Origin of the sequence: Fodinibius roseus (assembly GCF_900129315.1) — a bacterium.
In the GTDB taxonomy this organism is placed as follows: Bacteria; Bacteroidota; Rhodothermia; order Balneolales; family Balneolaceae; genus Fodinibius; species Fodinibius roseus.
In genome coordinates this window covers 12808-34934 of the sequence record NZ_FQUS01000025.1, presented here as the reverse complement: position 1 = coordinate 34934, position 22127 = coordinate 12808, and the positions used below count along the sequence as shown (strand labels likewise).

Below are 22127 nucleotides of genomic sequence, written 5' to 3'. Positions count from 1 at the left end.
CATATCTTTACGAGCCGAATTTAACGGGATGTATCACCTTTTTCGGGACTTTTACCGGTCCATGATGTTTGGACCTGCATAATCATTAATTATATATAAAGATACCAACGGATAACCGCTGATGGAAAGCCAGGATACCAGTGACAACGACTCTACCTATTCTTTTTTAAAGAAGGTACTCATTTTTGTTCTTATAGCACTGGCTGTAACGCTGCTGGTCATGTTCGTAGGCCGGGCTATCGATACGCTTCTTGTTATTTTTGCCGGAATTTTGCTGGGTACTATTTTTCGGGCTGCACGCGACTTTATCCACCAGAAACTGCAATTCAGCCGGAGTATCTCTTTGGCGCTGGTTCTTGTTTCCTTTCTGGCTTTGGTTGCAGGCCTCTCTTACGTACTGGGTCCCCATATCGCAAATCAGGCAGACACCTTTTACAGGCAAATCCCTGAAACCTGGGAGATGACCAAGGAACATATATCTCAATTTGAGTGGGGACGTGAACTGGCCCAGGAAAATCCCAATTTCGCTGATTTTTTCGAGGATGAAACCGAGGGTACCGGCGAAGATTACGACATGACCAAGAGTATCCTGGGTTATCTATCGGCCACAGCCACTATTATCGCCGCCCTGGTCCTGGTCTTTGTGATTGCCGTCTACATTGCGGCTGAACCAACGCTCTACACCGAAGGCTTTCTTCGTATGTTCCCGAAGGACCGGCGAAAAAGAGTGGTGGATATCATGAACGAGATTGCGCTGACCATGCAGTGGTGGATGGTCGGACAAATCTGCTCAATGCTTATACTGGGTACGCTGGCAACCCTGGGACTGTGGCTGTTGGGAGTGCCGTATGCCTTGTTGCTTGGATCCTTTACTGCTTTCATGACCTTTATTCCCAATTTAGGTCCTATCATCGCTGCGGTGCCTGTTTTACTGATAGCCCTGACGGTGGGCGTGGATACGGCTGTTTATACCAGTATTTTTTATGTTACCCTGCAAGGCATAGAGGGATATTTCATCACGCCCATGATCCACCGGCGGGCTATTTCTGTCCCTCCCGTTCTGATCATTACCATACAATTTTTGCTTTATTATTTAATCGGTTTCCTGGGGGTCCTGCTGGCTATGCCTCTTATCGGATGCACAATGGTCATTGTAAAAAGGCTTTACATCCAGGATATCCTGGGAGATCCGCTCGAGGAACGTTCGCCATTCGACTTGAAGGGAGACAATATCTTCTGACAATTAATTTGTATCGCTCCCCAATTTAGCGAAGCATCCGGAGAAAGTAATCAAAATATAAGGCAGTGGCATCAGGCTCTAATTTGTTAGCAAAGTATTTGAAAAGGGAACTGATTATTTCAAAAGGTGGAAAAAGGAAATACCTACACTTTCAATACCATTGGCAATTGCGGAAAATTTTGAATTACTTATCGTATTAAGGAACATTGGCAATATAAGTAACCGCTATTACAAGGGACGGGGCAGGTTATGGAGATTAGAAATTTCGATCAGTTTTTCCGTGATAATCCCATCCCCATGTGGGTGTATGATCCGGAGGATTATTCAATACAAAAGGTCAATCAGGCTATGGCCGATACCTATGGGTATTCGCGGGAAGAGATGCTCTCCTTCACCTTGTTTGACCTGCGTCCCCGGGAAGAAGTGCCAAAGATAAAAAAATACCTGTCTCAGGCAGATAACCAGAGCGTAGGCGATGAAGGAGTCTGGAAACATCAAAAAAAGAATGGCGAATATGTCTACGCCCGGGTTGTGCGGAATCCGGTGACGTTCGATAATGAGGAACACGACTTCCAGCTGGTTATGTACAAGGATCTTACCAGTGAAATGAACACCCGGCTAAGCAATGATATGTTCTTTAAGCATAGCCTGGATGGGATCATGCTGACCAATCCCAATGGGGAGATCCTTCAGGCAAATCAGGCGGCCTGTGATATATTGGGAATGAGCGAACAGGAAATTACCGCACAGGGTCGTGGCGGAATTGTTGCCAGGGATGAAAAATTACAGAAAGCGTTATCACAGCGGTCCCAATTGGGCACTTTTGCCGGTGAGCTAACCTTTATCCATAAGTCGGGGCGAAAAATACCGGTTGAGCTCACCTCTTCGGTGTTTGTGAACTACGCTGGTGAAAAGCGGACCAGCTTGATTTTTCGGGATATCAGCGACCGAAAAGCGCAGCAGCAAGCGCTGCGGGAGGAGAAGGAATTTACGGAGGCTGTCATGAGTAGTCTGCCGGGGGTGTTTTACGTCCTGGATCACCAGGGCCATGTGGTACGCTTTAATGACCATGCCATGGAAGTATTTGGCCTTTCTGCAGACCAGTTCATCGGGCGATCAGCTGCTGAGTTTGTGCATGAATCTGACCGGGAAAAAGTGCCGGAAGAAATACGAGCCGTTCTGGAGGAAGGATACCGGGTGTTTGAGCTGACCTTAAAGACGGGAGATGGAACCCCCGCTATCTACCGGTTTAATGCCGAGCGACTGCAACAAAGTGGTCAAACATATATTATTGGTACAGGGGTAGATGTCACGAAGAAAAAACAGCTTGAAGAGCAGCTTAGTTCACTCTTGCAAGAAGAACATGCCCAGCGCAAAAAGGCGGAAGCGGATCGGGATAAGCTAAAGGAGATGTTCGAAGAAGCGCCCTCTCCCAAATGCTTGTTAGAAGGTCCGGAGCTTCGCTATGTAATAGCCAACAAAGCCTACCGCCAGGTGGTGGGACAGGAAGATATCGTTGGCAGGCCCGTCATTGATGTGCTTCCGGAAGTCGAGGAGCAGGGCTATATCGATCTGCTGGAAAAGGTTTACCAAACCGGGGAGCCCTATTTAGGTTTTGGAGACCCCGTACAAATTGACAAAGATAACGAGGGTTCTAAACAGAAATATATCTTTAATCTACTGTTCGCCCCTCTGTTTGATGAAGAGGGAGAGGTCTATGGTATTTTTATTGAAGCCCTGGATTTTAGCGAACAGATCACCTACCAGCAGCAGCTGAGGGAATCCCTCACAGAAAAGGAAACGCTGTTAGCTGAAATACATCACCGGGTAAAGAATAACTTGGCTATTGTTACCAGCATGATGCAGCTGCAGGCCATGGAAACGGAGGATATTGACCTGCAAGGAGCACTTCGGTCTGCCCAGCAGCGCATTCAAACTATTGCCACCATCCATGAGTTACTGTATAGTTCAGAAAGCCTGTCGCATTTGAACTTTGGAGAACATGTAAAGCAGTTGCTTCATAATTTAGAGGAAATATATAACACCGGTAAACAGATTACGATAGTTTCGGATGTTGAGCAGGTACCGATGAATATTAATCAAGCAATTCCCTGTGCTCTGATGGTTAACGAAGTAGTTACCAACGCCTACAAACACGCATTTAATCTTCAAAAGAGAGGAGAGATTGGCATTCAGCTATATGAAGAAAATGGCAATGTAGTGGTTGAAATTACAGATAATGGCGTGGGATTCCCCAGTAATATTATGCAAGAGGGGGCATCAACGATCGGGATGACGTTGATCAATTTGTTAAAACAGCAGTTAGAGGGGGATGTTTACTTTTCTAATAAAAATGGAACGCAATTCAAATTAGTTTTCGAGAAAGCGGATGTGAAAGGCAGTGGAAGTTCCTTAATAAAGAATTAAATAGACCATCGCAAAGCAACTTATGGGGAACTATCCGGCCGGCAGGGTAAAGGTAAATGTACTCCCCTGCCCCGGCTCACTGTCCACCGAAAGAGTGCCCCCGTGCATCTCAACAAAATCAATGCAAAGATCCAGTCCAAGCCCCGACCCTTTTTCTCCCTGTGTCCCGGATGTGGTATAATTGTTATTGGTATCCATGATTTTTTCCTGTGCCTCCCTGTCCATGCCCACGCCCTCATCCGACACCGATATGCGTACGCTGTCTCCTGTTTTTTCTGCCTGTACCGCAACCTTTCCTCCCGGATGGGAAAATTTGATGCCGTTGGCGACCAGGTTTCTCAGGATGGTTTTCACCATATTGGCATCGGCGTGTACATGCAGCGCGCCGGGCACCTGGTTTTTCAGGCTGATCTCCTTGTCCTCCGGTTTTGAGCTTAGATTATCAAACACATCGGAGGTTAGATCGGCAAGGGATACGCGTTCAGGCTTCGGCGTTACATTTTGAAATTGATTCTTTGACCAGGTCAGCAGATCCTCAAACAAGGTCTGGGTCTCTTTGGCATTTTTGTTTAACAATTTCAGGTATTCCAGAATTTCCTCTTTGGGGAGTTCCTCATAGTCTTCCAACAAGATGGAAGATAGTCCCTGCGCCCCTCCGACCGCATTGGTGAGGTCATGCGATATAACCGAAAAAAGTTTGTCTTTATGCCTGTTCAGCTGCTGCAGCTCTTTATTTTTACGGGCAAGTTCCTTCTCCGTACTTTTCTGCTTTGTGATATCCATGAAGGTACTTACCACGCCGTCTCTATATTTTGCCACCTTGCTGTGAAACCAGGAGACTTCATCCTGCTTATACGTATGCTGGTATTGAAATTCAATGGGGTTCCCGGTTTCTACGACGGATGCAAACCGGTCCATCATTTTTTCCTGCATGCTGCCGGCAATTACGGCCGTGATCTTTTGTCCGACGAGTTGCTCTGCCGGTACCCCGATCAGCAATTCTGCCGATTTATTGACGCGGGTAATCTGAAAATCAATGGGAGCACCGTCGGCATCCCTGACGGAATCAAGCACTATAATGCCCCCGGGAGAGGTGTTTAGAATCCCCTGGAGAAGCAGTTCCTGATGCTTTCGCTCCGTAATATTTCGTACGGCACCCAGGTACCGGGGACTATCTCCATCCTTATTCTCCTTTCCAATTTTTGACAATACAGCATTATACCACTGGGTTTCTCCCTTTACCTTTAAGCTGTAATCGAACTTAACTTGTTTTTTTCCCTGATCCAATTTGTCAAAGGCTCGCTCAATCTGTTTGCTCACGTGGGACGGCATTACGTCCCCGTGATGCTTTCCTATAAAAGCCTGCTTGGGCAGAATTAACTCATCCTCGTGGTTTGTAGCAATGTAATCTTCTATTTTGCCGTCCGGGGCAAATACGAAAAGAAGATCGTGAAAAGCGTTCAGTATCGATTTCAGGTAGTCAGTCATAGCATTTAAATTTACGTTTCCTCATCGTGACAGGTTTTAAAATTATCTAACGACCTATCAAAATCCTCCTGCATCTTTATCAGTCCAATTGCTAAACCAGCCTTTTTAGTTTGAGATAATTTTTTTGTCTTTAACTTTTGTTTTAAGAAACTCCACAAAGTCATCTGCTGCCTGCTTTAACTCATCAGGCAGTTCTATTAATTTTGAATAAAGTTTGATATGCTCCGTAACTTACCTCATAACTTGGCCCGTACAACAAATTATACCGATTATTCCAGAAGGTGGAAAGAGGAAATAGGCTGCCCTTTCAGCCGGCGGTCGAACTATAGATGGGTAAGATTAGGCCGGCAAAGACATTACTTCAACAACGCTGTGTTTTTCTTTAGCATCCTTTACAATCTTTTCAATCTTTTCAGCTGCATCATCGTCAATCCATTCCATTCCACATTGTGAACACACTGTAGCCGGGACGTTGCGTACTACTACAACGCCGGACCCAAAATCCGCTGTAAATGTGGTTTCACCCTGCTCCAGGGTACCTCCACAAGCATAACAATATTGAGATGCATTTTTTGCTGTCATTTTTTTCTGGTTTTAAAATCCGGTTCAAAATGTTCTAAATCAGGATGATATGCTGTCACAACATAACACCATTTGTTTTCTTTATCACCCCCTACAACAACATGCAGCGGCTTATCATTGATATACCCTAAAAATAATCCACTGGGAAACGGACTATCATCAGGATGCTCTTCAATAAGTTCACCCTTTACAAGTACCTGCTTTACATCAGTCCTAAAAATATTACGCTCCATCATTCGTTCAAGCGCATGCCGCTGCCATCTGATTCGCCCTTGATTAACTGTTTCAACAATAAAATCCTTAAGCATTTCTTTAGCGATTAAATCCTGGTAAGGCTCCAAACTTCCATAAAAGCTCTATATCGCAGTGGAATCACGCTCTATTTCATCAGCAGGGTAACTGAACAGGGAACAGATCACTTCTGTTCTTTTCAACCGCTGAAACTTGAGCCTGAATGAAAAGAACAAAAAAACGCCTCATTTGATATCCTCCATAACTTACCTCTTAACTTGGTGTGTACAGCAATAATTACATTATACTGATTATTCCAGAAGGTGGAAAGAGAAAATAGGCTGCCCTTTCAGCCGGCGCGCGAACCATTCGAAGGCCTCCTGCGCATGGGCCGCTCCAATTTGTGGGGACTCAGATGTATCCTTTCGTTTGAACAGGTTAGGCCATTGAGGCAAAAACAACACCAGCCGCAATAGCTATCTGAGGAATCTCCCAATAAAATAGGTGAACCGACAAAAGCCGGGAACTTTCGAGGGATTAATGGTGTATATATAATCACATTGTTTAAATTTTATAAAAAATATTTAAACAAACATACATAAAATACATCCTAATCCAATCCTATTTCTTATGAAAAGCAGAACACAACAATTCGCTGCGGGGAGAAAAACTCCGGCGATCACAATCTTTATCGTTTTATTGGCATTCACCATGCTATCGGCTTGCGCAAATGACGATGACGGGCCAACGGCCCCGGAAGGGCCGGGCAACATTGTCGAGGTAGCCCAGTCCAATGATGATTTCAGCACGCTGGTCTCGGCCGTTACCGACGCCGGCCTGGCCGCAACCTTGCAGGGCAACGGACCTTTTACCGTCTTTGCCCCTACCAATGCAGCATTCCAGGCACTGCCGGAGGGTCTGCTGGAAAGCCTGTCCAATGAACAGCTGACCGAAATCCTGAGCTACCACGTGGTGGCCGGATCAGCGGTTATGGCCGGCGACCTGCAGGCTGAACAATCGGTGGAGGCGGCGGCCGGGGGCGCCCTTTTTGTAACAGCCACCGGGGGCGACGTCATGGTCAACGACAACGCGTCGGTTGTTACGGCTGATGTGGAAGCCTCCAACGGGGTCATTCACGCCGTTGACCGGGTAGTGCTCCCCGACAGTTACCTGGATGTGGTGGGTATTGTAGCCAAACGATATAACCTGCAAACCCTCGAAGGGGCGGTCGGACAAGCGGGTTTGGTTTCCACCCTGCAGGGCGAGGGACCCTTTACGGTGTTTGCGCCCGATAACGCTTCGTTTGAGGGACTCGACCTGTCGGGGCTTTCCCAGCAGCAGCTGCAGGACGTGCTGACTTATCACGTGCTGGACAGCAAGGTCCTGTCCGGGGACCTTGCCTCCTCACAAACCGTTACTACGGTTAATGGGGATGAGCTGACTATCGAAGTTGCAGGTGACAACACGGTTTCGCTGACCGACCAGCAAGGCAATACCTACCAGGTAACCCAGGCCGACCTCGAAGGCACCAACGGAGTGGTCCATATCATCGACGGGGTGCTTATGCCAGGGTAGTCCGGAAATGGAATGACTCTTACTAAGATCTCTACGCTGATTAGCCACGCCCCGTATCCCGGGGCGTGGCTTTATTATCACAGGCTTTAAACAGGATTTTCTTCAATACCACCCGATCTTACACCTGCAGTGCATGAGCCTATACCGGGGATGTTGAAATCGCAACATACAGAGATCGGCCGAAACAACGGGTTGACAAATATCCCTGTCAAAAGGATGGTAACAGAAAAACGCTTTTAAACAGTAAATAACGCCATAGTTTTATATCTTTTTCATTGAACCGATACCGCCAGCAGCATCCGGGCGGCAGGAAGCAGGCGCAGTTGGAACTATGCTGTTTAAATATATGTTGCAAATTATTAACATGGATACTTTTTCAATATCGCAGATATCGCAATTTTCGGGCGTCAAACCGCATACCATCCGGATGTGGGAACAGCGCTACGGTGCCCTGAAGCCGAATCGATCGGAGGGCAACACCCGGTATTACAGCAACGCACAACTGCGTCGGCTGCTGAATATCGTAAGCCTCAAAAATGCCGGTTATAAGCTGGGGGAACTGGGTGCGATGCCGGATGAAAAGCTGAACGAACTGGTTTTAGAGGAACAGGAACAAACGACGACCGATCAAACGGATGAATATTTTGTTTTGCAGCTTATAGCAGCCGGTATGAGCTATGATGAATTATATTTTGAAAAGGTATTTTCTCACTGCCTGCTGCGATACGGAATGACGGATGCCTACAGCAGGATCATATACCCTGTAATGGTGCGTCTGGGATTGATGTGGACGAGCGACCGTATGCCGCCGGTTCAGGAACATTTTTTAAGTAATCTGCTCAGGCAGAAACTGCTGACGGCTATCGATTCGCTGCCCCCTGCTGAACCGGAGGCGGATAAATGGCTGCTGTTCCTTCCCGAAAATGAATTTCACGAGCTGGGATTGCTGTTTGCCCATTATCTTATTCGCCGTTCCGGCCATCAGGCGATATACCTCGGGGCCAATGTCCCGTTGCAGCTGCTCAGAAATGCCGTAGCAGATACGGGGTCCGATCGCCTGCTGTTTTTTTTAGTGCACAACGATTTGCCTGAAAATAGCCGTACATACCTTGATCAGCTAAAGGACAGCATTCCCGATAAAACGATATACCTGTCGGGCAACCGCGACTTAATTAGTCAGCTGAAAACGGGAAAGAGCATGATCTGGCTGAAATCAGTTGAACATCTCGAGCAACAGCTAAACGCATAGCGGTTGTGTTTTTTAAGTAACATCAACATAACATCATGTCCAGAATATCGATTATAGGCGCTGGTTTTTCCGGGTTGAGCGCGGCCGCATATCTGTCGGCAGCGGGACACGAGGTGACCGTGTATGAAAAGAATGGCGCGCCGGGGGGACGCGCCCGGCAACTGAACCCCGGGAACGGCTATGTGTTCGACATGGGGCCGAGCTGGTACTGGATGCCCGATATATTCGAACAGTTCTTTGGTGATTTCGGGTACAGGCCGTCGGACTTTTACAGGCTGAAACTGCTCGATCCCTCCTTCGGGATGGTCTTTTCCGGCGAGGAAACCCTTATGAATATCCCTTCGGGTTTTGACGAGCTGTGCAGCCTGTTTGAATCCGTCGAAACGGGAAGTTCGGAGAAGCTGAGGGCCTTCATGCGGGAAGCGGAATACAAATACGAAAAGGGGATGCATGAGATGGCCTACAAGCCCGGCCTCTCTGTTACCGAGTTTGCCGATGCCGGGTTGATCAAAAAAGCGTTGCGCATGGATATGTTCTCGTCGTTCAGCAGGCATGTGCGTGCCCATTTTTCTCACCCCAGGCTGATTGCGCTCATGGAGTTTCCCGTCCTTTTCCTGGGCGGCATGCCGCAGGATACTCCGGCCTTATACAGTTTGATGAGTTATGCCGGTTTAAAACTCGGAACCTGGTATCCCGAAGGGGGGTTCGGAAACGTAGTCAAGGCCGTTATGGAGGTAGCGGCCGCCAATGGCGCAACGTTCCGGTTTAACGCCTGTGTGGAACATATTGTCGTCGAAAACAGTTCGGCAAGGGGGATTATCTGCAACGGAGAGAACATTCCCTCTGACGGGGTAATCGCAGCGGCGGATTATCATCATGTTGAACATCAGCTGCTTCCCGCCTCGCACCGCAATTACAGCGAAAAATACTGGCAAAACAAGACCCTGGCCCCTTCCTGCCTCATTTTTTACCTGGGTATTTCAAAAAGAATCGCATCCCTGCAGCATCACACCCTGTTCTTTGAGGGGGATCTGCTTCAGCATTCCAGACAAATATACCGTGAGGCGCAATGGCCCACGCATCCCCTCTTTTATGCATGCTGTCCCTCCCGCACCGACGACACGCTTGCTCCCGAGGGACATGAAAATTTGTTTCTCCTGATGCCTATCGCACCGGGACTGGAGGATGGCGAGGCGGTCCGCGAAAAGTATTTTCAGCTTATGATGGGCCGCCTGGAGAACTACACGGGCACCCCGCTTACTCCCCATATCGATTTCAAACAAAGCTATTGCGTCAGTGATTTTATGGACGATTACCATTCCTACAAGGGCAATGCCTACGGACTTGCCAACACCTTGAGGCAAACGGCCATTATGAAACCAAAAGTCAGCAATAAAAAAATCGATAACCTTTTTTATGCGGGACAACTTACCGTTCCCGGACCCGGTGTACCGCCGGCACTTATTTCCGGCAAAATTGCTTCGCAACAGTTACTCAAATATTTAAACAACCGAACACATGAAGCGGCTATATGACAATCTATCGGCGCAGATCAGTAAAAATGTGACCCGTACCTACAGTACCAGTTTTTCCCTGGGCATCTATTTTCTGCACGATCGCCTGAGAGATCATATCCATGCGATCTACGGTTTTGTACGGCTCGCTGATGAAATTGTGGACAGTTTTGAAGGCTATGACCAGAAATACCTGCTTTCCGATTTCAAGCAAGAAACCTACGAGGCCATCGACAGAGGAATATCGCTTAATCCGGTTCTGAATGCATTCCAGCAGACGGTTCATCAGTTCAACATCAATGCTGACCTGATTGAAGCTTTTTTTCAAAGTATGGAGATGGATTTGAAAAAGGTGGATTATACCTCCTCAACCTATCAACAATACATTTTCGGATCGGCGGAAGCAGTAGGCCTGATGTGCCTGCAGGTTTTCACCGAGGGAGATCAACAGATGTACGAGAGGCTGAAGCCGTATGCCATGAAACTGGGAGCGGCTTTTCAAAAAGTGAATTTTTTACGGGACCTGCGGGAAGATTATCATGTTCTGGGGAGAGTTTATTTCCCCGAAGTGGATTTAACTGATTTCAACGAACAATCCAAAAGACAGATCGAAGACGAAATTGAAGATGATTTCAATATAGCGCTGACGGGAATCCGCCAGCTTCCCGCCTCAGCAAAAGGAGGCGTTTATCTTGCTTACGTAACCTACCGGTCGTTATTCAGGAAAATAAGGAGACTGCCGGCCAACCGGATATTGAATGAACGGGTCAGAATCAACAACGGCAAAAAATTGGGACTGATGCTCAACAGCCTTTTGCAATGCAAACTCAAATGGATATGAAGAACACAGCGCTGCTGTTATGGTTCCTGCTTTTTTTCGGTGCAAATTGCTATGCCCAAACCGACTTCATAAATAAAGTCAGACTGCTTTACCTGAAAGCGGCGGAAGAGGAGCAGGCATGTGAGACCCTAATCAGACTGACAGAATCCCGGAACGCCTCTGAAAAACCGCTCCTGTTAGGGTATAAAGGAAGCGCTACCATGATGATGGCCAGGCATGTTGTCAATCCTTTTTCCAAATTATCCCACTTTAAAAAGGGAAGGAATATGCTTGAACATGCGATCCGGGCGGACCGCGAAAACGTCGAACTGCGGTTTTTAAGGTACGCGGTTCAGACTCACGCCCCTTCTTTTTTGGGCTATGACGAACATGTTGAGAGCGATAAAAAGTTCATGCTCCAGGCCAGCGATTCTATGGATGAAACGCTGAAAAAACTTGTCGGTACCCTGCTGGACCTGGATCAATAGGGCTACCCTTTCCCTTTCAGCCAGCGGTCGAACCAGTCGAAGGCTTCCTGCTGCATGGGCCGGTCGAATTTGTGGGGGCCCGGGTAAAAGGAGCACCGGTACCGGTCGCCGGCTCCCGCCTTGCTGTAGACGTCCCCCAGGATGGTATCCGCCTTTTTCATCTCGGAGAGGGTAAAGAGGGGATCTTCTTCGTTGTTCAGCACCAGGGGGGACAATGACGGTACTTTCAATCCCAGGATTTCGGGGAAATCCAGCTCGCCGGGCAGCAGGGGCACGTAGGTCATCCAGGTGTGGGTGTAGGACTTCGCCAGGATGAGATCTTTCCAGGTGGTCATGAAGCCGACGCAGACGGAGCAGCTGATCCGCTCGTCCATACCGCTCATGAATACGGTGCGCATGCCGCCGCCGGACAAGCCCCCGCATCCGATGCGGTCTTCGTCGACGTCGCCGCGGGCACACAGGATATCGAGGGCTTTCTGATCTTCAGCGAAGAAGACGCCGGGCCAGGTGGTGCCGGCGCTGAACAGCGATTTGGCCATCACATGCTCGTGGTCGCCGGCCCAGTCGTTGTAGGCGCGTATGTTGTCGGGTTCCTCCGGGTTCCGGTCGTCCAGCCCGTCGCGCAGATGCTCGGGGACGTTCTCCAGCAGCACCCGGCGGCTGGCAAAGGGAAAGGCGTCGGGCACCAGCACCACGTAGCCCCGCCTGGCTATTTCATTGGCCCAGGCAAAACCGTCGTAGTAGTCCTGCTGGTGGGTCTCCATCATGGGATGCCGGTCGTCGCTGGTCCGCGTAATCTTGCGCCGCCCGAAGTATTTGTTGCCCCCGTGATCGTGAAAGCCAAGGATGCCGGGCAGCGGACCCTTTGCATCCCGGGGCTTCAGCAGGATGGCCCGGGTGGGACGCCCGTACGGGAGCTGCCAGCTCAGCTCTTCGATCTCCAGCCCGTCATAGCTGTAGCGGTCACGGACCGTAACTTCCGGGGTGTCCCCGATGCCGGGGATGGCCAGCCGCTCTTCAAAACGCTCGCCGGCGGCCCTGCGCCAGGAGGAGAGATCCTCCCATTCCGCCCTCCGGTAGGAGAATTCGGGCAGCTCTCCCTCGATCAGCGAGGCCGCCCAGCTCCCGTAGGCGCCGATCAGGCTGGTTCCGGCTTCTTCACTGGCGGAGAAGGTCATCGATCCCGCGCTGCTTCGGCCTGCCGGTGCTGAGGGCATTGCCTGGGAGCTGTGCGGGTTGGCGAACAGCTCGTTAAACACCCCGCCGCCCGCGAGTCCCAGTCCCGCAAGCCCGGCTTTTTTGAGAAAATCTCTGCGATTGTTTTCCATGGTTTTGTTTTTTTAAGGGTATGAGTTGACGTTCGGGTTAAAAGAACCCGCGGACGGCGAAGTAGGTGGTGACCAGCGAGAAGATGATCACGGCCACCAGCCCGGCATTCCACTTGCGCGAGGGCAGGTGATCGGGGCCCACCAGCTCCTCTTTGTTCAGCAGGTAAAAGACCGGGATGGCCACGGCCGGCAGGATCGCGGCCTGGAAGGCCTGCGAGAGCACCATCAGCACCGGCGGCGTCTGCTCCAGGAAAATAGAGCCGAAGGCGAACAGGAGTCCCCCCACGATCAGCCCCCGGAACATCGGCGACTGGATATCCCGCTCCCAGCCCATGTAGTCGGCCACCAGCCAGGGGGCGATGAGTACGATCGGGAAGATGGTCGACAGCCCCGCCCCGGCGATACCCACGATCATCAGGAAGGCCGCCAGGTCGCCCCCGAGGGGTTCCAGCAGGCGGATCATCTCCAGGGTGGTCTCCATCTTCAGCCCCATCACATGCAGGGTGCCGGCTCCCACGGCCATCACGATGGCGCTCAGGAAGATCATCGTGAACACCGACACGAAGGCGTCCCGCTTTTCATCCTTGAGGTTCCCGATGGTCCACCCTTTCTCGGCCACCACGGTGCTTCGGATCACAAAGACGGCCGCCGAACAGGTGGTGCCGGCAATGGCGGCCACCAGCCGGTACGACCCGGAGGTATCCGGGATGCCGGGGATCATGCCCTCGAGGATGGCCGAGTAGGATGGGGTGACCATAAAAAAGACCGCCACAAAGCAGCCGACCATCAGGATCACGAAGGTGGTCAGGATTTTCTCGAAGATCTTGTACTGCCCGTACCAGAGCACGGCGAAGATTCCCGCACTGATGACCAGGATGATCCAGCCGGTCTGCACCACCAGTCCCCCGTCGGCGGAGGCCAGGCGGATCCCCTCCTGGATCAGCTCGGCCACGATGCCCATGATGCCGATCAGCGCCAGCAGCTCCCCGAGGATCAGCGCCCCGATGATGTAGAGCGCCAGCGGCTTGCCGACGCTGGGGATCTCCCGCTTGAAATTCAGCAGGGCGGTCTTCCCGGTCACCAGGGTCAGGTGCCCGAAGGCCACCATCAGGATATAGGTAAAGAGTCCCGACAGCAGCAGCGCCCACAGCAGGGTCATCCCGTGCTGGGCCCCGGTCATCCCCATCGTGGTGATGCTGCCGGTGCCGATGTTGTAGCCGATCAGGAAGAGGCCCGGTCCCACCGCGCTCAGGGCAATAAGTATTTTTTTGATAAGCGAGTTCTTATGCTTGTTCTCGGATCGTTGTTTTCCCATCTACCTTTATATACTTATAGTTAATTTTATATCAGGTTGGTGGTCCCTCCTTCCGCTACGGACAGGTCCATCCCGCGCTCGTTGGTCTTCCAGGACCCGCCGGTAAAGTCGGGCACCTTCACGGTGTTGCCCTCCCGGGCCACCGACCACTCGCTCAGGGGCGTGATGCAGCTCCACAGGGCCGCATCGTAGACATCCTTGTTGAGGGGCAGCCCGTTGCGCAGGCAGTCGATCAGCCGCCAGTCGCTGGCCGTGACCCGCTCGTAGGAGCGTTCGCCCCGGCGCCCGCCGGCTGCGCGGACTTTCTGCTCGAACATCCGGGTGATCGGGGGCGTGTACTCCTCGACCAGCGACTCGAACTCCTCCTCCGGGAGCCAGCCTTCGTGGCCGGTGGCGATGCGCGGGGGACGCGCCTCGAAGATGCCCTGGTCGCCGCTGATCAGGTGGAACCGCCGGCCCGGGCGCGGGGTGCTGATGTCGTGCTGCAGCATGATGGTCCGCCCCCGTTTGGTCCGGATAATGCTCGTGTTCATGTTGCCCCGGAACTCCAGGCCCTCGTAGGCCTCGTAGTAGTCGTCCATTTCGGACAGCTCTTCCATCTTGTCGGCCATGGTAAAGTCGCGGCTGGAGATGGAGACCATGTAGTCCATCTGGTCGCCGTAGTTGAGGTCCATCATCTGGGCCAGCGGACCCAGCCCGTGGCCGGGATACAGGTTGCCGTTACGGTTGACGTTCTCTTTGAGCCGCCACGGGCGGTAGCCGAACCAGTTGTGGTTGTCCTCGTCGCGGACCCAGCGTCCCTCGGTGTCGGAGACGCGGTCGTGGATGTAGTGGCCCTCCCCGTGGACCAGCTCCCCGAAGAATCCCTGGCGGGCCATATTCAGCAGCACCGCGGCGATCCCGTCGTGGCAGTCCCCGCCCTCCATGTAGCAGTGCCGGCGGGTGCGCTCGGAGGTCTCCACCACTTTCCAGCAGTCCTCGATGGTGGTGGCCACCGGCAGCTCGGTAAAGACGTGCTTGCCTTGCTCCATGGCATACACCGCAATCGGGGCGTGCAGCTCCCACGGGGTGGCCGTGTAGACCAGGTCGATGTCCTCCCGCTCGCACAGCTGCTTCCAGGCGTCCTCGCTGCCGCTGTAGGCGTCGGGATCGTGGTCCGAAAATTCCCGGATGGAGTCGATGGCATCGCTCACCCGGTCGGCGTACAGGTCGCACAGCGCCTTGATCTCCACGCCTTCGATCACGGCCAGCCGCTCGACGGTGCCTGACCCGCGCGCGCCGATGCCGACCAGGCCCACGCGGACGGTCTCCAGCGGCGGGGCGGCGTAGCCGTGCATGTTAAAGGTTTGCTCGCGGCTTTGTTTGAAAGGGGTTTGCCGGCCGGCGGCGGACCCGCCCATCATCATGCCTGCTCCGGCGAGGCCGGCTTGCTTTAGAAAGTCTCTGCGATTGTTTCCCATAATACTGAAAATTTAGATTTACCTTTTATCGAAAAATCCGGCTTCGTGCGCATTCCTTCCTCCCCGCATCCGGTTACCCGGGGCCTTCCTCCTGTTCCGGTCCCCGCTCCGGGGGCTCCCGGGAGGGTATCCCGCAAAATAGCTGCTTTCTTTAATTCATGAATACTACGTTACATGAATACCCATATGCTGTCCCCCCCCTTACACCTCTTCCCAGTTCATGATGCGCCGGGCGTTGGTGCGGTACAGCGACTCCAGAATTTCCCCGGAGAGGTCAAGTCCGTAGTAACGCCACCACACGCGTCCGGTCATATGCTCGTCGGCGCTCTCCAGCAGCCGCCACCACGACTGGTACATGCCCTTGTCCATGCCCATATCGGTGCCGAACAGCACGCGGTCCCGGTAGTCCTCCAGAAAGCGCGCGGCCCCGCGGGGCTGGCGGCCCACTTCGTAGTCCCGCGCCGAAATATCCACATACAGGTTGTCGTGCCGGTCCATAATCTCCGAGAGCCGCCCGAGGTCGTTGCCCAGATTGGCCAGGTGACAGGCGATGAAGGTGGTGTCGGGATGCTTCTGCAGGGTCCGCGGCAGCAGGGGGATCAGCTCATCGTAGGAGAGCCCTTCGCTCCCGTGCTGGTTGAACTGCTGGAAGATGGGCGTGCGCTCCTGGAAGACGTTCGGCGGCTCCCAGGCCGAGGGGTGGTCGGCGATGTGCAGGTTGACCGGCAGGTTCAGCTCGGCGGCTTTCTCCCAGTACGGATCCAGCCGGTCGTCGTCGGGGTGCAGCCGCTCCCCGGGGGCCAGCTCCGGGTCGCGGGTGATGCCGAATCCCTTGTCCGTAATCTCGCCGATGCCGCGGGCCCCCTGCTCGTAGCAGCGCTCCAGCTCCGCGGCCGCCCGCTCCGGGTAATCGTCCTCACCGATGCCGTCGGTTACGATCCCGCAGTACAGCTGAAAACGGTCGGGGTAGGGCTGCAGGTACAGCTCGGTCAGCCGGTCGAACTCCTCGCCGGTGGCGCCGGTCAGCACCACGGAGGTCTCCACGCCCACCTCGTCCATGGTATCCACCCAGCGGGACAGATGCTCTTCGGGGGTGCCGGATTCCTGGCGGGAGGGGTAGTCGTGGATGTGGACGTCGATGACCGGGTGCCGGGCTTCGGGGATAAACGTTTCTTCGGTGACGACCGTGGAGCGGGGGGCGTAATCCTTGAGCAGCACGTGGTCCATGGGACCCGGTCCCGAGGGGACGCCCGGACCGCTCCACGGGCCGTATTTTACTTCCCGCCACTCGGGGTCCGAACGCCAGTCTTTGGAGGCTTGGTTGGAGGCGGCGGAATCACCGCTGTCCGACTGCCGCGCACAGCCGATAAAGCCGGCGCCCGTCAGGGTGAGTCCCGCCAATCCCGTTTTCTTCAGAAATTCTCTTCTGCTGTTGTCCATAGTACCGAAAAATTTTATTGGCTTTTCTTTTGCATCGTACGGATTACCTGGTGTTTCGTGCTTTTTACGGTCTTCGGGATCCCCGCATCCCGGTCCCCCTTCCCTCCTCCGGGGGGAGTCCCCGCTCGAAACAGATAATACCTACAACATTTCAGGCTAACTTTCAACCTTCCCGGCCGTGTTGGGACCGGCACCGGGGAAATGGGCACCCGTGGTACGTATTCTTGCGCTTTTTACCTGATCTGCTCCAGGGTACGGGCGGCTTCGATCAGCAGCGGGAACGCCGAACCGGTGTTCATCTGCCCGGACAGGATCTCCTTTTCTATGTCTTCGGCCTGGGACGAATTTCCGTCAAAGCGGGCCACGGCCCAGTCGGACATCCTGTTGCCGGGCTGTTCGCTCTGCCACTCTTCCAGCAGCGACCGCGCCGCTGCTTCCCGCCCGGTCTGCCGCAGTGCGAGCGCCCCGAAGTAAAGACCCGCCCCCCGCCGGTCCGGATGCTCGCGGGTGTAATCCGCCACTTCCTCCATCAGCGCCCGGGCCCGGTCGCTGTTGCCCATTTCCTCGTTCACCGCGGCCTGCAGGTAGCGCTGCAGGCGCACGTCGGGATTATAGGGCTTGCCCACGCCCAGCTCCTCCGGCCACGTCTGGGCTTTCTTCAGCGAACGGAGGGACGCCTCGTAATTCCCTGCCTCCATCTGCTGCAGCGCCAGAAAGGTGTTGGTCCGTCCGAACAACACGCGTCCCTCGCTGGCCCCCTCATAGGGCAGGATACGCATGCGGTCAAGCAGGGCGGCCCCCTCGGCGTAATTTCCGGTGGCGAGCAGCGCCCGTGCATAGCCCATCTCAATGGGGTCGCGGTCCGGGAACTGCCCGTAGGCCTCTTCGGCGTGCTTCAGGGCCTGTTCCGGCTCGCCGGCTTCCATATAGTGGCTGACCAGCGCATCCCGGCTCCGCCAGCTGCCCGGGTCCATCCGCCGGGCGGTCTGATAGTCGCCGAGCACCTCTTTGTCCCCCGCGTTCAACTCCTTGCGGAGCTCAGCCCGCGTAAGATAAAAAGGAGCGTAATCCGGCCGGTCCCCCAGTCCGTCGAACAGCTCTCCGGCTTCGGCGGTGCGTCCCTTGCCCCAGTACAGCAGGCCGAGGTAGTAGTCGTGTTGCCAGGCATCGCCCTGCTCCCTGGCCCAACGGAGCACCGGAATGCTTTCGGAGCGGAAGGGAAAGACCAGGTGCGGCGAAGCCGCGGCGGCCCGCTCCAGGTAGTCCCGGCTCTGGTTCCCCTGCTGATCCTTGCTCAGGTACGCCAGCCAGTACCACACCACCGGGTGATCCGGGGCCTGCTCCAGCAGCGCTATGGCGTCTGAGGTCCGCCCCGCACCGGCGTAGAAGGCGGCTATTTCCAGATAGGTTTCATGGGGCAGCTCATTGCGGATGAAGGAGGAGAATTCCTCAAGACGGTCCTCCGTCGGGTCCAGCAGGTACCGCTCAAAGCGGGCAAAATGGTTGAGGGGATCGACTTTCAGCAGCTGATCCAGGATCGACCGGGCGTTTTCGACCTTCTCCTGCGCACGGTAGCAAACCGCCAAAACTTTATAGGCATTGATGTTATTCCAGTTATTATTCAGTGCCCGGCCGGCAAAGTCAACAGCCCGTTCCAGGCGGCCGGTCCGGAGATATATTTCCGCCATCGCGGCGTAGGCGGACGAGCGGTACCGGGGCGAGCGTGCGGACCAGCCCAGTGCTTCCAGCGCCGCTTCCAACTGTCCGGCCCGCTTTTTGATGGTCCCGTGAATAAAGTTGGACCGCGGGTGATAGGTGTCGTAGGAAAGCGCACTGCGGGAGTGTTCGAGGGCTGTGGAATATTCGCCCCGCCGGTAGAAAAGCTCCGCCAGTCCCGCATGGGCGTCGATGTGGGCGGGATCCTGTTTGATCACCTCCGAAAAGGTTTCCATGGCTTCGGCATAGTTCCTGTTGTCCGCCTGGTTTTTGGCCCGCTGGTAGAGCCGGGAAACCGTCAGCTTTTCGGTTTCCCGCCGGGTTTCGAGGGGACGATCAAAGCCGTCGGTCCCGGAGGATGGGGAATGGGTGTAGGTCAGCTTCCCCTCTCCCAGTTCGATGGACAGGTCCATATCCCCGAACTCCTTCCCGCCGCTCCCGCTGCCGGCGGGATCAATATCGAGGGTGTCGCGGTGGACCTCCATCGGTGCCAGCGAAACGGCCTGGCTGCTGATCTGTTCCCCCCCGATCGTTACCTTCAGCTCATCATCCACCGGCTGAAGGGCCATCAGGCTTATTCCCAGTTTTCCGCCGGCCTGGTCGGGCTCCACATGCAGGACCCCGTGAGGCGAGGCGGCCGAAAGTCCGCCGGTCTCCCGGACCGGAAACCAGAGCTCCTCCCAGCGGTCGGCCCTCCCCGGCGGGAAGCCCGCATAGTCGAAGGGCGTTTCCACACTGCGTCCCTGCGCCTGGGAAAACAGGCGGCCGGACTGCACCTCCACATACTGCCCGTCGGTGTCGGTCAGCAGGTCCTCCCAGATGCCGCCCGAACGGGACAGCGACCATATCCACAGTTTCTTGCCCGGCATGTCGCTGTAGAGCGACCAGTTGCCGAAGCCGAAGTCGTCATCGTTCCAGTACCCGCCGTAAAAGTCGGTCCGCTTGCCCAGTATGTGATATGATTTGCTGGAGCCGAAATCGTTGTTCCGGTAGTAGGAAAGATCGCGTCCCTCCTCATCCACCGGCCAGGGATGGGCGTCGCCGGAGTGCCCCACATAATGGGTGCCCGGAAAGAAAAACTGCAGGTCGTCGGAGGCTTCCACCGCCGCGTTCATCCAGACGTAATAGGATTGATCGAGCGCGGTGGGATTGTACCAGAAGCTTTCCGTTTCAAAGAAGGCCTGGTCGGGATGCACGGTAACCGTCACCCGCCACTGCGTACGCGACGGCAGATCGAGTCCCCCTGCAATATAGCTTGCGCTGCCGTCCTCGTGCTCGCGAACCCGGTAATCGACCGGCGTGGAGGTGGCGGGGGTGTGACCGGTGATCCCAAAATTGAATTCGATACCGCCCGAGGTCCAGGGTCCCCGCAGCGCGATATTGCGAAACTTGAGGACCTCGTTCAGGTAGATAAACTCCTGTCCCGTGGACTTCTCCACGGCTCCCCGGATTTTGCCGCCGACTTCGGGGAGCATGGACACCTTGATATGTTCATTCTCCAGGGTCACGACCTTCCATTCCTCTTCGGTGCTGCTGTGGTGGTACCGGTCAAACGTAAAATAGGGATAGATATGGTCGTCGCCCCCGGCCAGCACCGGCACGGGGTTGGGGTCCCCGAACGGGTAGGTGGTGATCACCTGCGGGGCTTCACTGACCTGGACCTCCTGGGCGCTGAGGGGCTGTGGAAACCACAAAAGCGCTGTCAGGGTCAGAGCCGCGGCCGCACACATCAGCGGCTGAAGGAGGGGTATCGCGGGGATTTTTATGACAGGAGGGGACACAAGAGAGTGTTCCGGGGTAGCATTTGTACCTGAAGCGGGAGGATGTTCCATCATGTGATTGTTTTTCTGCTCTTTATTTCTTGAAGCATCCACCGCGCGTGCCTGTACCGGGGCAGCTGATGTGGATGTACCTGAAAATTCGGATACAAGGATGATTAAAATAAGGGAACGAACATACCCGTTCCCTTATTTTTTTCTATACGAGGCCTTAGAAAAACCAGGAATTTTGTTCAAGCTCAAGGCCCCGGGGAGGTTGCCCTCGCAGCATACAGCCCATGCGTGAGCATTTAAACCGACCGATAACGCCGACTTTGGTCCAAAAAAACGTTTTTGCAAAGGCTTCTATACATAATAAAGCAGCTCAGTCGAACGTAGGGAACATCGCTTTCAGCTCCTCCACGGAAACCTGTCGCCCGTACTGGCCCAGCTGAAAGGCCTCGGCATATTCAATCTCCGATCCCCTTTGCTGGCCGTAGAGCTCAATCAGCTGATCCCTGTACGTATCGGCAATATTTCGGTCTCCCTCTCTGAAATCGCTGATACGCATCTTCATCCGGGTTTCCTCATCTTCGGGCACATTCTCAGGGTCGCGCGTGCCCCACGTCCACGACTGCTTGTCCGAGAACTGGGAGGGCATCTGTGCCAGGGCCTCGTACTTCTTCCCGGCGGTCCCGTCAATGCTCACCACGAGGGCCGGGTCGAAGGGATACGGTCTTTCAAAGCCGTCGCTGTAGTAGAGCTGTACCGGGGGACTGCTGAGCGGTTCGGTGTCGGGGGTAAAGAATTTGGCCATCACCAGCACCATGGCGTCGTCGACCAGCACCCCGGCGTAGCGGTGATCAGCATGATAGTCGTAGCGGCGGTGGACCATCACAATGTCGGCCTGCCACTCGCGAATCTTGCGGGCCACGGTTTTCCGGTTTTCGAGGGTGGGCATCAGCTCCCCGTCATGAATATCCAGGACTTCCGTCTCGGCGATCCCGAGCACGTCGGCCGCCTCTTCCACCTCTTCCATGCGGCGGAGTGCCAGCTCGCCCCCGGACATCCCAAAGTGACCGATGTCGCCGTTGGTCATGGACACGCACTTGAAAGCGTGTCCCTCTTCGGCAAAAAGGGCTCCCACGCCGCCCGCCGCGGCCTCACAATCATCCGGGTGAGCGCCAAAAGCGATAATCCGCAGCGGGTCGTCGGACGACTGGGCCGCGGCCTCGCCTGCGGTCAATCCGCAGAAGAGACCAATACCCAGGATACCTGCAAAAAACAGTGATAAGAAGTGGTTTGCTTTCATATTCATACTGCTATCCATTGTTATTTTCCTGTCCATAATAACTGACCGTATTTAATTTAGCACTAATTTGATTATTAAAAAACGCCCCTTTCCCCTCTTTTAGAAAATTTTGCAAAATAAATACCCTTGTTCAGGGTCAGGGCCAGAGGGATTTTAAAACCGCAACTTATTGACGGACTTGAAAA

16 protein-coding genes are annotated in these 22127 nt (G+C 54.1%); 7 read left to right on the top strand and 9 right to left on the bottom strand.

The window, feature by feature from the left end:
* The first annotated feature begins 121 nt into the window (after positions 1-121).
* Both BUB16_RS17910 and BUB16_RS17905 read left to right on the top strand, forming a co-directional pair.
* Complete coding sequence (locus tag BUB16_RS17910) at positions 122-1240, top strand: AI-2E family transporter (protein ID WP_073067628.1); 1119 nt, start codon at positions 122-124, stop codon at positions 1238-1240.
* 249 nt (positions 1241-1489) lie between these two features.
* Positions 1490-3667 (top strand): PAS domain S-box protein, encoded by a 2178-nt coding sequence (locus tag BUB16_RS17905; protein WP_073067626.1) that lies wholly within the window; start codon positions 1490-1492, stop codon positions 3665-3667.
* Between the two features lie 30 nt (positions 3668-3697).
* Here the strand turns inward: BUB16_RS17905 and BUB16_RS17900 are convergent, their stop codons facing one another.
* From BUB16_RS17900 to BUB16_RS17885, 3 genes are all read right to left on the bottom strand, one after another.
* The gene (locus tag BUB16_RS17900; protein WP_073067624.1) at positions 3698-5155 is read right to left on the bottom strand and encodes a sensor histidine kinase; all 1458 of its coding nucleotides are present in this window, start codon (positions 5153-5155) and stop codon (positions 3698-3700) included.
* A 339-nt stretch (positions 5156-5494) separates the two neighbouring features.
* Positions 5495-5737, bottom strand: a complete 243-nt coding sequence (locus BUB16_RS17890) for a type II toxin-antitoxin system MqsA family antitoxin (protein WP_073067622.1) — start codon at positions 5735-5737, stop codon at positions 5495-5497.
* The gene (locus BUB16_RS17885) at positions 5734-6045 is read right to left on the bottom strand and encodes a DUF4258 domain-containing protein (protein WP_073067620.1); all 312 of its coding nucleotides are present in this window, start codon (positions 6043-6045) and stop codon (positions 5734-5736) included. The genes BUB16_RS17890 and BUB16_RS17885 overlap by 4 nt, the downstream gene beginning before the upstream one ends.
* Before the next feature lie 553 nt (positions 6046-6598).
* Here BUB16_RS17885 and BUB16_RS17880 point away from each other — a divergent pair.
* The 5 genes from BUB16_RS17880 to BUB16_RS17860 all read left to right on the top strand — a co-directional run bounded on the left by BUB16_RS17880 (position 6599) and on the right by BUB16_RS17860 (position 11614).
* A complete protein-coding gene (locus BUB16_RS17880; protein WP_084088420.1) occupies positions 6599-7543 on the top strand; it encodes a fasciclin domain-containing protein in 945 nt (314 codons plus the stop codon).
* A gap of 364 nt (positions 7544-7907) precedes the next feature.
* Positions 7908-8792: a MerR family transcriptional regulator gene (locus BUB16_RS17875; RefSeq protein ID WP_073067693.1), complete on the top strand. Its 885-nt coding sequence runs from the start codon at positions 7908-7910 to the stop codon at positions 8790-8792.
* Positions 8793-8827: 35 nt separating this feature from the next.
* Positions 8828-10327, top strand: coding sequence for a bifunctional phytoene desaturase/3,4-desaturase (gene crtID, locus BUB16_RS17870; protein ID WP_073067618.1), 1500 nt, complete (start codon positions 8828-8830; stop codon positions 10325-10327).
* On the top strand, positions 10311-11147 hold the full coding sequence (locus tag BUB16_RS17865; RefSeq protein WP_073067616.1) for a phytoene/squalene synthase family protein: 837 nt from the start codon (positions 10311-10313) through the stop codon (positions 11145-11147). The genes crtID and BUB16_RS17865 overlap by 17 nt, the downstream gene beginning before the upstream one ends.
* Positions 11144-11614, top strand: a complete 471-nt coding sequence (locus BUB16_RS17860; RefSeq protein WP_139240369.1) for a hypothetical protein — start codon at positions 11144-11146, stop codon at positions 11612-11614. Before BUB16_RS17865 ends, BUB16_RS17860 begins: the two co-directional genes overlap by 4 nt.
* 2 nt (positions 11615-11616) lie before the next feature.
* Here the strand turns inward: BUB16_RS17860 and BUB16_RS17855 are convergent, their stop codons facing one another.
* From BUB16_RS17855 to BUB16_RS17830, 6 genes are all read right to left on the bottom strand, one after another.
* A complete protein-coding gene (locus tag BUB16_RS17855) occupies positions 11617-12942 on the bottom strand; it encodes a twin-arginine translocation signal domain-containing protein (RefSeq protein ID WP_084088418.1) in 1326 nt (441 codons plus the stop codon).
* A gap of 37 nt (positions 12943-12979) precedes the next feature.
* Complete coding sequence (locus tag BUB16_RS17850) at positions 12980-14257, bottom strand: NRAMP family divalent metal transporter (protein ID WP_073067612.1); 1278 nt, start codon at positions 14255-14257, stop codon at positions 12980-12982.
* Positions 14258-14283: 26 nt separating this feature from the next.
* Positions 14284-15717: a Gfo/Idh/MocA family oxidoreductase gene (locus tag BUB16_RS17845; RefSeq protein ID WP_073067610.1), complete on the bottom strand. Its 1434-nt coding sequence runs from the start codon at positions 15715-15717 to the stop codon at positions 14284-14286.
* Positions 15718-15918: 201 nt separating this feature from the next.
* The gene (locus BUB16_RS17840; protein ID WP_073067608.1) at positions 15919-17157 is read right to left on the bottom strand and encodes an amidohydrolase family protein; all 1239 of its coding nucleotides are present in this window, start codon (positions 17155-17157) and stop codon (positions 15919-15921) included.
* Between the two features lie 233 nt (positions 17158-17390).
* Positions 17391-20708 carry a DUF5107 domain-containing protein gene (locus BUB16_RS17835; RefSeq protein ID WP_139240368.1) on the bottom strand — a complete coding sequence of 1106 codons (3318 nt, stop codon included), beginning with the start codon at positions 20706-20708 and terminating at the stop codon, positions 17391-17393.
* Between the two features lie 307 nt (positions 20709-21015).
* Entirely contained in the window at positions 21016-21978 is a 963-nt protein-coding gene (locus tag BUB16_RS17830; RefSeq protein WP_084088417.1) for a PIG-L deacetylase family protein, read from the bottom strand.
* Between the last annotated feature and the right edge of the window lie 149 nt (positions 21979-22127).